Source organism: Streptomyces sp. CB01881, from assembly GCF_002953255.1.
Lineage (GTDB): Bacteria > Actinomycetota > Actinomycetes > Streptomycetales > Streptomycetaceae > Kitasatospora.
Genome location: NZ_CP026498.1, coordinates 8,467,890 through 8,480,871, shown reverse-complemented (window position 1 = coordinate 8,480,871; position 12,982 = coordinate 8,467,890). Strand labels below are relative to the sequence as shown.

Here is a 12,982-nt window from a genome sequence, read left to right as displayed (position 1 = left end):
CACCCGCCCCGACCTGGACCCCTCCGCCGTGACCACACCCCGCGCCGCCGGCCCGCCCCGCGCCGCCCGCTCCCGCCGCCCGCCCATCGGCCCCCGCCAACTGCACCCCGGGGCCTGGTGGCTGTGGGCGCTGGGCCTCGGCGCGGCGGCGACCCGCACCACCAATCCGCTCCTCCTCCTGCTCCTCGCCGCCGTGGCCGGCTACGTCGTGGCCGCCCGCCGCGGCGATGCACCGTGGTCGCGCTCGTACGGCGCGTTCCTCCGGCTCGGACTGCTGGTGCTGGGCATCCGCCTGGTGTTCGCCGTACTGCTCGGTTCGCCGGTCCCGGGGACACACGTCCTCTTCACCCTCCCCGAGGTGCCACTGCCCACCTGGGCACAGGGCGTGCGGATCGGTGGCCGGGTCACCGTCGAGGGCCTGCTCGCCGCGCTCTACGACGGCCTGCGCCTGGCCACCCTGCTGGTCTGCGTCGGCGCCGCGAACGCCCTCGCCAGCCCGGCCCGCCTGCTGCGCACGCTTCCCGGTGCGCTCTACGAGGCGGGCGTGGCCGTCGTCGTGGCGATGACCTTCGCGCCGAACCTGGTCGCCGACGTCCGGCGGCTGCGTGCCGCCCGCCGTCTGCGCGGGCGGACCGACCGGGGCATCGCCGCCGTACTGAGCGTCGGGATTCCCGTCCTGGAGGGCGCGTTGGAGCGCTCGGTGGCGCTCGCCGCCGCGATGGACACCCGCGGCTTCGGCCGCACCGCCGACGTCCCGCCGCGCCTCGCCCGCACCACCGCCGCGCTCACCCTGGCCGGCCTGCTCGGCGTCTGCCTCGCCACGTACGGGCTGCTGACCGCCGGCGGCGCCGGCTGGGCCCTGCCCGTGCTGCTGCTCGGCCTGGCCGCGGCCTTCACCGGGCTGCTGCTCGGCGGCCGCCGTTCCACCAGGACGCGCTACCGGCCCGACCCGTGGGTGCTGCCGGAGTGGCTGACCGCCGGTTCGGGCGCGGCCGTGGCCGGGCTGACGATCTGGCTGTCCGCGCGCGACCCGGCCGCCTTCGCCCCCACCGTCGTCCCGCCGACCGCCCCCACCCTGCCACTGGCCGCCGTGGTCGCCGTCCTGATCGGTCTGGTCCCGGCGTTCGCCGCGCCGCCGCCACCCCGGAGGGCCTCGTGACCACCCCGCACCAGGCCGCCAGCCGGCCCACCACCCCACACCAGACCACCGCCCCGCACCAGGCCACCACCCGAGCCACCACCCCGCACCAGCCCCGGAGGGCCTCGTGATCACCTTCGACCAGGTCTCCGTCCAGTACTCCGACGCCGCGGCCCCCGCCCTGAGCGGTGTCGACCTGACGATCCCCGAGGGCGAACTCTGCCTGCTGGTCGGCCCGTCGGGCTCCGGCAAGTCCACCCTCCTGGGCACGGTCAGCGGCCTCGTCCCGCACTTCACCGGCGGCGTGCTGCACGGCCGGGTCACCGTCGGCGGGCGCGACACCCGCGAGCACCGGCCTCGTGAACTCGCCGATCTGGTCGGCACGGTGGGCCAGGACCCGCTGGCGCACTTCGTCACCGACACGGTCGAGGACGAACTCGCCTACGGCATGGAGTCGTTGGGCCTCGCCCCGGACGTGATGCGCCGCCGGGTCGAGGAGACGCTCGACCTGCTCGGCCTCGCCGACCTCCGTGACCGCGCCCTCGGCTCCCTGTCCGGCGGCCAGCAGCAGCGCGTCGCGATCGGCTCGGTGCTCACCGTCCACCCGCGCGTGCTGGTCCTGGACGAGCCCACCTCCGCGCTCGACCCGGGCGCCGCCGAGGAGGTGCTGGCCGTGCTGCAACGGCTGGTCCACGACCTCGGCACCACCGTGCTGATGGCCGAACACCGGCTGGAGCGGGTCGTCCAGTACGCCGACCAGGTCCTGTTGCTGACCCCCGGCGCGCCACCCGTCCTCGGCGAACCCGCCGACGCGATGGCGCACTCGCCCGTCCACCCGCCCGTGGTCGGCCTCGGCCGGCTCGCCGGCTGGGACCCGCTGCCGCTCTCCGTCCGCGACGCCCGCCGCAAGGCGGCCGGCCTCCGCACCCGGCTCGACGGCCTGCACCCGGACGCCACTCCCGCGCCCACCGGTGCGCCCGTCGCCGAGACCGGGCGCCTCGCCGTCAGGCGCGGCCCCGTCCCCGCCCTGCGCGGCGTGGACCTCGCCCTCCACCCCGGCGAGATCACCGCGCTCATGGGCCGCAACGGCGCCGGCAAGTCGACCCTGCTCGGCGCCTTGGTCGGCCTGCACACGCCTGCCGCCGGCAGCGCCCGGGTCGGCGGGCTCACCCCGCACCGCAGCCGGCCCGCCGACCTGATCCGCCAGGTCGGGCTCGTCCCCCAGGACCCGCGCGACCTGCTCTACGGGGAGAGCGTCACCGCCGAGTGCGCCGCCGCCGACGCCGACGCGGGCGCCGCCCCCGGCACCTGCCGCGCCCTGGTCGAACGGCTGCTGCCCGGCATCGCCGACACCACCCACCCGCGCGACCTCTCCGAGGGCCAGCGGCTCACCCTGGCCCTGGCCGTCGTCCTCACCGCCCGGCCCCCGCTCCTGCTGCTCGACGAGCCGACCCGCGGCCTCGACTACGCCGCCAAGTCCCGCCTGGTCGAGATCCTGCGCGCGCTCGCCGCCGACGGCCACGCCGTCCTGCTCGCCACCCACGACGTGGAACTGGCCGCCGAACTCGCCCACCGCACGGTGATCCTGGCCGATGGCGAGATCGTCGCGGACGGTCCGACGCCCGAAGTGGTGGTCTCCTCGCCCGCGTTCGCCCCGCAGGTCGCCAAGATCCTCACCCCCTCACCCTGGCTCACCGTCCACCAGGTCGAGCGGGCCCGGGAGCGCCGGATGAGCCGCCCGACCCCTCCCGACGGCCCCGTCCCTCCCGGCAGCCCGGCCCCTCCCCCCGGCCCCCTCCCGCTCGGCAGCCCCCTCCCCCTCGGTCGCCCCGTCCCCCTGGGCCGCCGCTCGGTCGCGACGCTGCTCCTCACCTCCCTGGTCGGCGTGGCCGCCTTCGGCTGGCCGCTGCTCGCCGCGACCGACTCCGCGCTGGTCGGCCACGCGACCGACGCCCCCTGGCTGTTCGCCCTGCTCCTGCCGCTGCTGCTCGCCGTCGTGGTCGCCCAGATCTCCGAGGGCCGCACGGCGGGCGGCGGCGCTCCCGGCCTGGACGCCAAGTCGGTCGCCCTGCTCGGCGTGCTGGCCGCCGCGGGAGCGGCCCTGCGCCCGCTCGGCGCCGGCACGGCCGGGCTGGAGCCGATGTTCTTCCTCATGGTGCTGTCCGGACGGGTGCTCGGCCCGGGCTTCGGCTTCGTGCTCGGCTCGCTCTCGATGTTCGCCTCCGCCCTGCTGACCGGCGGGGTGGGGCCCTGGCTGCCGTTCCAGATGCTCGCCATGGGCTGGGTCTGCCTCGGCGCCGGTCTGCTCCCGGGCCCCGCCACCCTGCGCGGCCGCCGCGAACTCGCCCTGCTGGCCGGGTACGGGGCGGTGGCCTCCGTCCTCTACGGCACGGTCATGAACCTCCAGGGCTGGCCCTACATCGCCGGTCTGGCGAGCTCGATCTCCTTCGTCCCCGGCGACCCGGTCTCCGCCAACCTGGTCCGCTTCGCCGCCTACTGCCTCACCACCTCGCTCGGCTGGGACCTCCCCCGCGCCGCCCTCACCGTGGTCCTCTGCCTCGGCCTCGGCACCCCCCTCCTGCGCGCCCTGCGCCGGGCGAGCCGCCGCGCCGCGTTCGCCGCCCCGGTGGAGTTCCGCCCGCCCGGGGAGGCACCGTAGGGACGTGACCGCCCCCGGGGACTGCAACCGGACCGCCAACTCCGGTGTCCGGGCAAGGAGAAGGCTCCTGCTCTCGACGCCGCAGTGACAGGAGGTCCACAGCGGTGGCGTACCGGCACGACCCTCGAACGGATCGCACCCGGGATGGGGGCTGTCGCCGAACACGCTGGGCGGGGCGCTGAGGCAGCAGGAGCCGCCGCAGTACCGGCGGAAGCCACAGCAGTCCGTGGCCGCAGCAAGCCCTTGCCCGCAGCACTCCGTGGCCGCCGCCAGGCTTCGCCGCGTCCCTCAGACCGCCCGCAGGGCGCCCGGGCGGCGGCCGGTGAGGCGGTCGAGCGCGGCGGCGGTCGCGTCGTCGGCCGGGAGGTGGACGACGAGCCGCTGGTCGTCGTCGGCGGGCAGTTCGAGCGTCTCGTAGGCGAGCCGCAGCTCCCCCGCCTCCGGGTGGACGACCCGGGTGAGCCCGTTCGCCCGCGGCAGTCCGGGCACGGACTCCAGCCTGCCGGAGAACTCCGCTCCGCACGAGACGGTCAACTCGTCCATCAGCGCGCCGACATGGGCGTCCGAACGGCCCGGGCCCTGCTTGATGGCGGCGACCTGCTCGTCGGCGACCCGGTCCCAGTCCGGATAGGCCGCGCGCGCCCGCGGATCGGTGAAGACGAACCGTGCGAGGCTCGGCCGCCTGCCGTCCAGCAGTCCGACCGGCCCGGCCAGCCGCCGGTAGCCCTCCGTGCAGGCCAGGATCTCGCTCAGTCTGTTCAACACCAGGGCGGGCGCCGGTTCCAGGCGGTCCAGCAGGGCCTGCACGGTCGGCCGGACCACCCGGTTCGGCCCGGCGCCTCCCGTACAACTGAAGCCCGGATCGGCGCCCTTGACGAGCCGGTGCAGGTGCACCCGCTCGGCGGCGGTGAGCCGCAGCGCGGCCGCCAGCGCCGACAGCACCGGAGGTGACGGCCGCCGGTCCCGCCCCTGTTCCAGCCTGGTGACGTACTCGATGCTGACCCCGGCGATCGTCGCCAGCTCCGCGCGACGCAGTCCGGGCGTGCGCCGGCGCGGCCCGACGGGCAGCCCCACCTCGGCCGGCGTGACGGCCTCACGGCGGAGGCGGAGGAAGAGGCCCAGCTCGTTGTCGCTCACCCGCCGAACGTAACACCCGGGCCCGGAGCGGATCGTGGCCCTGCCACTACCACTCTCCGGCCGGTCTCCCTCCCGGATCATCCCGCCCGGCAGATTGGAGTCGTCCGGCCCGCCCCGGGCCACCCGACAACCCACGGAGCACCCCCATGTCCAATGAACGACTCAACCTCGCAGTGCTGGTCGGCAGTGTCCGGGACGGCCGCTTCGGCCCGGTGGTGGCGAACTGGTTCACCGAACAGGCCGGGCGGCACGGCGAGTTCGCCGTCGACCTGATCGACCTGGCGGACTTCGACATCCCGCTCGAACTGCCCTCCGTGTCACCGGCGATGCAGCCCGACCTGCCCCGCCCCGCCGGGATGGCCGAGCTGACCCGGCGGCTCAGGGCCGCCGACGCGGTCGTCGTGGTGACGCCCGACTACAACCGCAGCTTCCCGGCCGCCCTGAAGGCCGCCATCGACTGGCACTACACCGAGTGGCAGGCCAAGCCGATCGGCTTCGTCGGCTACAGCGGAGCCAGCGGCGGCCTGCTGGCGATCGAGCAACTTCGCCAGGTGTTCAACGAGTTGCACGCCCACACCGTCCGGGAGTACGTCTCCTTCCCCCGCTACTACCTGCTCTTCTCGCCGGACGGCACCCTCGTCGCCCCGGAGGAGCCGGAGGGCTCGGCCAAGGTCCTGCTCGACCAACTGCACTGGTGGGCCGCGGTCCTCCACGACGCCCGTCGCGACCGCCCGTACGTCGCGGGCCGGTGACCCGTCCGGCGCCCCGGGCCCCGGAACCGTCCGGCGCCCCGGGTCCGGAGACGTGTGGTTGCGCCGTCGGGCGGCCGCCGTCGAAGTGGTGCGGAGGCGGCGAGGAGGGGTGGTCGGCCGACAGTGGCACGGATACGGTGATCGCATGAAACGGGACGATCACTTACTCCTCAGTTCGTCGTTCGGCACGGCGGCGGGTGCGTACGCCGAACACCGCCCGGACTACGCGCAGGCCGCGGTGCGTTGGGCGATCGAACCCGCGCCCGGCCTCCGGGTGCTCGACCTCGGCGCCGGAACCGGCAAGCTCACCGCCACGCTGGTCGCGGCGGGCGCCGAGGTCACGGCGGTCGAGCCCGACCCCGCGATGCTGGCCGAACTGCGCCGCGGACTGCCGGCGGTCCGTGCCCTGCAGGGCAGCGCCGAGGCGATCCCGCTGCCGGACGCGTCCGTCGACGTCGTGCTGGCCGGCAACGCCATGCACTGGTTCGACATGGCGGTCGCGGGACCGGAGATCGCCAGGGTCCTGGCACCCGGCGGCGTCCTGGCCGGCCTGTGGAACCTCCTGGACGACCGGGTCGAGTGGGTCGCCGGGCTCACCCGGGTCAGCCCGGTCGAGGCCATCGGCCCGCGCGACACGCCCGCCAGTTGGCGCGCCGAGACCGCTGGGATGCACCTTCCCAGGACGGACGCGGCCGCCCGGTTCGGCTCACCGGAGCAGGCCGAGTTCCCGCACGGGCAGCGCCGTACCGCCGAGTCCCTCGTCGCGACCCTCGCGACGAGGGCGGGGATGCTGGTCATGCCGGAGCGGGAACGGGAGGCCGCGCTCGGCCGGGTCCTCGCCTACCTCGCGGGTGAACCGGACACCGCCCACGGCGAGTTCACCCTCCCGATGCTGACCGGCGTGCTGCGCGTTCGGCGGCTGTGAGGCATCACGCCGAGCGAAATCGAAAAACACTTCGGTCCCCACCCCGCCGGGGAGGGGACCGAAGGCCGAGCAGGCGCGGCGCCGGATGCGGCGGCCGCGGTGTGGCGACCTCCGCAGCCCCCGACCGGTGCGTCCGGTCGGGGCCCGCGGAGAACGGGCCGGATTAAGCCTTCGGGCCGAACTAGGCCTTCGGGCCGGCCGACTGGACGACCTCGAAGGACCACAGGGTGGAGCCGGTCGCCGCGGGGCGCTGCGGGGCCTCGCCCTCGGCGGGCGGCGGGCCCTGGCGATGGGCGGCCTGCATGGGGCCCTCCATCCAGGCCTTGAAGTCCTCCTCGCTGCGCCAACGGGTGTAGACGAGGTAGCTGTCGGTGCCCTCGACCGGGCGGAGCAGCTCGAACCACTCGAAGCCGTCCGAGTTCTCGACGGCCCCGGCCCGGGAGGCGAAGCGCTTCTCCAGCACCTCACGCTGTTCGGCCGGAACGGTCAGCACGTTGATCTTCACGACGGACACGCCGCACCTCCTCGTCCACCGCGGCCCGTGCGGGCCCCGGTTCTGATGTGTGTCAGCAGCAGTCTGCTACACCACACACCACCGGGCGGACCAAGGTCGGGCGGAGATCTGCGGAGGTCGGGCGATCCACCCCGGGGTGAAGCGCCGAGATCCGTGGAGGTCGGGCGGAGGCCGGCGGAGGTCAGGCGATCCACCCCGGGGTGAAGCGGTCCTCCTCCGGGTCGCCCACCTTGAACACCCGGGCGCCGCCCGGCGCGGTGACGACGGCGCTGAAGGCGGCCTCGGCGGTGATCCGGCGCGCCACCCCGGCCGGCAGGACGACGGTGTCACCGGCCGCCACGGCGAGGGTGTCGTCACCCAGTTCGACGGTCGCGCCGCCGGACACGACCGTCCAGATCTGCTCGGCGTCGAAGACGTGCAGCGGGCCCTGCCCGCCCTCCTTCATCTCGACCCGCCACAGGGAGTTGGTGGTGCCGCCCTGGGTGGGCGAGGCGAGGGTGGTCATCACGGCGTTGGGCGTCTCGGTGCGACGGGCTTCGGTGCTGCGGATGACGGTCATGCGCGAACCCCCTACAATGGACAATCAAGTTGTCTATATAGTCAATGAGGTTGTCCATCTTGTCAAGCGACTCCGCGCCCCCGGGTTTCGAGCTGCCGCTCCGCCTCCTCCTCGCCTTCCGCGTGATCATCGACGAGCTGCACGAGCGCATCGCCCGCGAGGGCCACCCCGACCTGCGCCCGATGCACGGGTTCGTCTTCCAGGCCATCGGTCCCGGCGGCACGACCGCCGTCGAGCTCGGCCGCCGGCTGGGCGTCTCCAAGCAGGCCGCCGGCAAGACCGTCGAGCAGCTCGAACGGCTCGGCTACGTCGAGCGCGGCAGCGACCCGGACGACGCCCGCCGCAAGGTGGTCAGGCTCACCGCACGCGGCACCGACTGCCTCGTCCGCTCCGCCCGGATCTTCGACGAGCTGCGGCTCCAGTGGTCCGAGACGCTCGGCGAGGAGCGGCTACGCGCCCTGGAGTCGGACCTGCGCGCACTCGCCCCCGGCGACCCGTTCCGCTTCGACACCCCGCGCTGGTTCGGTTCGCCCTGAAGGTGGTTCGCCCTGAAGGTGGTTCACCTTGAAGGCGGTTCACCCTCAGGGGTGAGGCGGCCGCACTCAGAACGAGCGCCCCTCCGCGTGGTACCGGCGCTCCGGTTCGACCAGGTCCGGCCGGTCCGGCCGGTCGCGCTCGTCGGCGCAGAGGGCGGAGGAGAGCCGGTTCAGCAGGTCGGCGAGGTCCGCGTACTGCTTCTCGTCCCAGTCGCCGAGGAGTTCGGAGAGCTGCTCCCGCCGGGCGGCCACCAGCTTCAGCGCCGCCTCCTCGCCCGGTTCGGTGAGCCGCAGCGGGAGACCGCCGGTGCGCGAGGCGAGCCCCCCGCCCTCGACCTCGCGGACGGCCTCCTCGATCACCGCCATCGGGACGATCCGCCGCTCGGCCAGTTCCGCGGGCTCGACCGAGCCGTGGTGGTACATCTGCAACAGCAGCCAGCTGGAGGCCGGTTTGAGGTCCAGTCCGGCGCCCTTGGTGATCCGCCGGAAGAGGTCGCGGCGGGCCTCCCGGGTACTCAGCACCGAGAGGGCGCGGGCGATCTCGTCCAAGGAGGACCGCTCGACCGGGTTGAGGCCGATCGACTCGCTGAGGTCGGGGGCGGTGACCGTCGAGCGGAGCTTCTGCTCGCGCAGGAAGAGCGAGAGCACGAAGGCGACGACGGCGACCGGCACCGCGTACAGGAAGACCCGGGTGATCGACTCGGCGTACGCGTGGTAGATCCCGTCCTGCACGTCGGGCGGGAGCCCGGCGATGACGCGCGGGTCGGAGGTGACCGCCCCGGGGTTGAAGCCGGGCGGCAGCGGCACCCCGGCGAGGGCGTCCTGGAGCCGGTCGTTCAGCCCGGACGCGAAGACGGTGCCGAAGACGGAGACGCCGAAGGACGCCCCGATGGAGCGGAAGAAGGTGGCGCCGGCGGTGGCGACGCCGAGGTCCTGGTAGCCGACGGAGTTCTGCACGATCAGCACCAGCACCTGCATCACCAGACCCAGGCCGAGGCCGAAGACGAGGAAGTAGCAGCTCATCTCGAAGGTGCTGCTGTGCTCGTCCAGCCGGGAGAGCAGCAGCAGGCCCACGGTGGTGACGGCCGTTCCGGCGATCGGGAAGATCCGGTAGTGGCCGGTGCGGGCGACGATCTGGCCGGAGCCGATCGAGGTGACCAGCATGCCGAGCACCATCGGCAGCATGTGGATGCCGGACATGGTCGGCGAGACCTGCATGACCACCTGGAGGAAGGTCGGCAGGTAGGTGAGCGCGCCGAACATGGCGAAGCCGACGACGAAGGAGATGACGGCGACCAGGCTGAACGTCCGCGAGCGGAACAGCCGCAACGGCAGCACCGGCTCGGCGGCGGCCCGCTCGACCAGCACGAACGCGACCAGCAGGACGAGGCCCAGCACACCGAGGCCGACGATCTGCCAGGAGCTCCACTCCCACGTCGTACCGCCGAGGGAGGTCATCAGCACCAGGCAGGTGGCCACCGAGGCGATCAGCACGGTGCCCAGGTAGTCGATCCGGTGCCGCCGCTTCACCTCCGTCCCGTGCAGCACGGCGGCGATCACCACCAGCGCGACCACGCCGATCGGCAGGTTGATGTAGAAGACCCAGCGCCAGCTGAGGTTGTCCACGAAGAGACCGCCGAGCAGCGGGCCGAGCACGCTGGTGACGCCGAAGACGGCGCCGAAGAGGCCCTGGTACTTGCCGCGGTCCCGGGGTGAGACCAGGTCACCGACGATGGCCTGCGAAAGCACCATCAGCCCGCCGCCGCCGAGGCCCTGCAGGGCACGGAAGGCGATCAGTTCCCCCATGTTCTGGGCGATGCCGCAGAGCACCGAGCCCAGCAGGAAGATCACGATCGAGGCCTGGAAGAACCGCTTCCGGCCGTACATGTCGCCGAGCTTGCCCCAGAGCGGGGTGGCTGCGGTCGAGGCGAGCATGTAGGCGGTGACCACCCAGGAGAGGTGCTCCAGGCCGCCCAGGTCGCTGACGATGGTGGGCAGTGCCGTGGAGACGATGGTCTGGTCGAGCGCGGCGAGCAGCATCGCCAGCAGCAGGGCGCTGATCGGGACCCAGAGCCTGGGGACGCTGGCCTCCGGCGGGCCCGGCTCGCTCGCGGGGCTCCGGTCGGACGCGGCGATCGGATCCGTCATGGGGTCTCCGTAGGGGTCTCGGGCCTGGGGCGGGGCGCGGGCCCGGGGTTGCCGGCCCCGGCCGGCCGGGGTCCGTGCGGTCGATCACTCCCGGTTCACCATGCTGTCAGAAATGCCCGGGTTTGCGCCGTTCAGTTGAGCCGAACGCAAGAGCGGCGGCCATCCGGGTGACAGTCCGGCCTCGCCGACCGTTCATCAAGTCCCAACCGCCACCAACCGGCACAACACCCCCAGAGCGGGCCGGACGCCCCTGTCCCCCCGTCCGAGACGTCCTGCATAATCAGGCGCGTTCGCCCCCGGGAACACGCGTCCGGGCACCTGCGTCCGAGAGCACGTCCGAGCAGGCGTCCAGGAGCAGACGCCCGGGAACGCGCGGGGGAGCAACGCGAGAACTGATCCGAGACCGAGGAGGACCGGCCGATGCCGGACCAGCACTGCCCGACGTGCGGCACCGCACGCTCCGCCGGGTGCCGGTGCCTCCCGGACCCGAGCCTGACCGAGACCACCGTCCTGCCCCACCTCGAAGGCCCGCCGCTGGTCCGGCCGTACGTGGCGCAGACCGTCGGACAGGTCGCGGACACCCCGCCGAGCGGCGCTCAGGCCGGCGGCGTCCAGACCGGCGGCGTCCAGGCCGGCGGCGTCCAGGCCGGCGGCGCTCAGGCGGGCGGCGGCGTTACGGCGGACCCGTTCGCCACCACCGTGCTGCCGCCCGTCCAGCAACCGCCCGTCCAGCAAGCACCGTTCCAGCAGCATGCCCAGCAGCCGCCGTTCCAGCAGCAGCCGCTCCAGGCGCCGATGGCACCGATGGCACAGATGGCACCTGTGGCACCCATGACACCGCCGGGCCCGATGGCGCCGCCCGCGGCGCAGGCGACGACCGTCCTCCCGCAGGTCCCGCCGACCGGGCCGGACGCCGGCGCCTACGCGACCACCGTGCTGCCCCCGGTCATGGCGGCGCCCCAGGACGACCACCACCTGCCCCCCGCCGACGGCGACGAGATCGGCCTCTTCCCCTTCCCCCACTCCGCGCCTGCCGGCGCCGGAGCCGCAGCGGGCACCGGCGGCCGGGCCGCCCGGCGCGCGGCGGAGCAGGCGGAGGGGAGCCCGTCGGCCCGGCGCAAGGGGCTGCTGGTGGCCGCCGGCGCCGGACTGCTGGCGCTCACCGTCGGCCTGGCGTACGCGGTGACGCCCTCCGGCGAGCCGAGCCACCAGGCGCAGCCGGCGCCCTCGACGACCCTGGCGCCCCCGCCGGTCGACCCGACCACACCGCCGGAGCCGAGCCCGAGCGCACCGCCGTCCACCAGCGACGCCCCGAGCCCGACGGCGACCAGGACGGCCCGGCCGAGCCCGACCAGGACGGCGGCGCCCGCTCCCACGGCCGCGACGCCGCCGCCCGCGGCCGCTCCCCCGGCACCCACCACCCCGCCGCCCGCAGCGCCGAGCCCGACGGCCACCCCGACGCCGACGCCCACGGCGACCACCCCGACGCCCACGCCGACCCCGACGATCCGGGTGCTCCAGCTGAACATGACCGGACCCGACGTCAAGGACATGCAGCAGCGCCTGTGGGCCGCCGAATGCGGCATCGTCGACAAGTCGATCATCACCGGCACGTTCGACTACTGGACCCAGACGGTGCTGAACGACTTCCAGCGCTACAACCGGATCAAGGGCGAGAACAACGTCTACGGGCCCAAGACCCGGGCCGCGCTGGAGGCCGACCCGGGCTGCTGACCCTTCGTCAGCCGGTGACCGCCTGGAAGATGCTGACCCCGGCCATCAGGATCATCACACCGGCCGCGACCCGGATGATCACCTTCATCGGCACGTACTTCAGCAGCTTCTGCCCGCCCGCGATGGCGATCGCCGCGACGGCGCACAGCGCCAGCCAGGCCCCCAGGCCCACGGCCGGCGGATCGGCGTACTTGGCGGCCAGGTTGGCGGTCATGATCTGGGTGAGGTCGCCGAACTCCGCGATCGCGACGACCGCGAAGCTGGCCCCGGCCACCTTCCAGAAGCTGTTGGCGGACGGCTCCTTGGCGGCGTGCCCGTCCTCGTCCTCCCCGCCGTGGAAGAGCAGCATGGCGGCGCCGGCCAGGAACAGCACGCCGGTGACGCCCTCCACCCAGCGGTGCGGCAGCAGCGAGAGCAGGTGCCCGGCGACCAGGGCGAGGCCGACCTGGACGGCCATGGCGGCGGCGACACCGGCGAAGACGTAGCCCGCCCGGTACTTGGTGCCGAGCATCAGGCTGGCCAGGGCGGTCTTGTCCGGCAGTTCGGCCAGGAAGATGATGCCGAAGGTGATGGCGAGCACGGTCAGGCTCATGCGCCCGCCCCGCTTCGCTCGACAGGGGCATGCGCCCGTACGCACCTTCGGACGGTTCGCTCGCTTCGCGCGCTCATCGGAGTTCGGATTCCCTCGGTCGGGCTGTCCGGCCTCGGCAGCTCCGCAAGGGGTCGCTTCGGCCCGACAGCACTGGTCATGGTCACAGCACTGCGGCCGAAGGTCTCGCCGGCACCCGCACGTGACCGCGCGGACTGCCCCGGGCGCCGGGCCCCGGGGGGCCAGTATGTCGACGGTCCGGTGGAGGGCTACTCCCCTTCAACGCCGTCC

The 12,982-nt window shown here is 74.1% G+C and carries 10 protein-coding genes and 1 pseudogene; 6 read left to right on the top strand and 5 right to left on the bottom strand.

The features are described from left to right. The first annotated feature begins 85 nt into the window (after positions 1–85). Together C2142_RS27080 and C2142_RS40445 are read left to right on the top strand one after the other, a co-directional pair. Entirely contained in the window at positions 86–1,159 is a 1,074-nt protein-coding gene (locus C2142_RS27080; RefSeq protein ID WP_241003280.1) for a CbiQ family ECF transporter T component, read from the top strand. Between the two features lie 106 nt (positions 1,160–1,265). Further along, positions 1,266–2,846 (top strand): annotated as a pseudogene (locus C2142_RS40445) (ATP-binding cassette domain-containing protein); the annotation flags it as partial. 1,239 nt (positions 2,847–4,085) lie between these two features. On the opposite strand, the gene C2142_RS27070 reads toward C2142_RS40445, so the two are convergent. Then, positions 4,086–4,934: a helix-turn-helix transcriptional regulator gene (locus C2142_RS27070; protein WP_148645360.1), complete on the bottom strand. Its 849-nt coding sequence runs from the start codon at positions 4,932–4,934 to the stop codon at positions 4,086–4,088. A 146-nt stretch (positions 4,935–5,080) separates the two neighbouring features. On the opposite strand from C2142_RS27070, the gene C2142_RS27065 reads away from it, so the two are divergent. Beyond that, entirely contained in the window at positions 5,081–5,686 is a 606-nt protein-coding gene (locus tag C2142_RS27065; protein WP_148645359.1) for an NAD(P)H-dependent oxidoreductase, read from the top strand. Positions 5,687–5,831: 145 nt separating this feature from the next. Beyond that, positions 5,832–6,611 carry a class I SAM-dependent methyltransferase gene (locus C2142_RS27060; protein ID WP_148645358.1) on the top strand — a complete coding sequence of 260 codons (780 nt, stop codon included), beginning with the start codon at positions 5,832–5,834 and terminating at the stop codon, positions 6,609–6,611. 181 nt (positions 6,612–6,792) lie between these two features. Here C2142_RS27060 and C2142_RS27055 read toward each other — a convergent pair whose 3' ends face one another. Together C2142_RS27055 and C2142_RS27050 are read right to left on the bottom strand one after the other, a co-directional pair. Beyond that, a complete protein-coding gene (locus tag C2142_RS27055) occupies positions 6,793–7,125 on the bottom strand; it encodes an antibiotic biosynthesis monooxygenase (protein ID WP_148645357.1) in 333 nt (110 codons plus the stop codon). A gap of 181 nt (positions 7,126–7,306) precedes the next feature. Then, on the bottom strand, positions 7,307–7,684 hold the full coding sequence (locus C2142_RS27050) for a cupin domain-containing protein (protein WP_148645356.1): 378 nt from the start codon (positions 7,682–7,684) through the stop codon (positions 7,307–7,309). Between the two features lie 59 nt (positions 7,685–7,743). On the opposite strand from C2142_RS27050, the gene C2142_RS27045 reads away from it, so the two are divergent. Continuing rightward, complete coding sequence (locus tag C2142_RS27045; protein WP_174315778.1) at positions 7,744–8,220, top strand: MarR family winged helix-turn-helix transcriptional regulator; 477 nt, start codon at positions 7,744–7,746, stop codon at positions 8,218–8,220. A gap of 66 nt (positions 8,221–8,286) precedes the next feature. On the opposite strand, the gene C2142_RS27040 is transcribed toward C2142_RS27045, so the two are convergent. Then, complete coding sequence (locus C2142_RS27040) at positions 8,287–10,368, bottom strand: MFS transporter (protein ID WP_148645354.1); 2,082 nt, start codon at positions 10,366–10,368, stop codon at positions 8,287–8,289. Positions 10,369–10,788: 420 nt separating this feature from the next. Here C2142_RS27040 and C2142_RS27035 point away from each other — a divergent pair, with 420 nt between their 5' ends. Further along, complete coding sequence (locus tag C2142_RS27035) at positions 10,789–12,102, top strand: peptidoglycan-binding domain-containing protein (protein WP_148645353.1); 1,314 nt, start codon at positions 10,789–10,791, stop codon at positions 12,100–12,102. A 7-nt stretch (positions 12,103–12,109) separates the two neighbouring features. Here the strand turns inward: C2142_RS27035 and C2142_RS27030 are convergent, their stop codons facing one another. Continuing rightward, positions 12,110–12,694: a TMEM165/GDT1 family protein gene (locus C2142_RS27030; protein ID WP_148645352.1), complete on the bottom strand. Its 585-nt coding sequence runs from the start codon at positions 12,692–12,694 to the stop codon at positions 12,110–12,112. Positions 12,695–12,982: the final 288 nt, after the last annotated feature.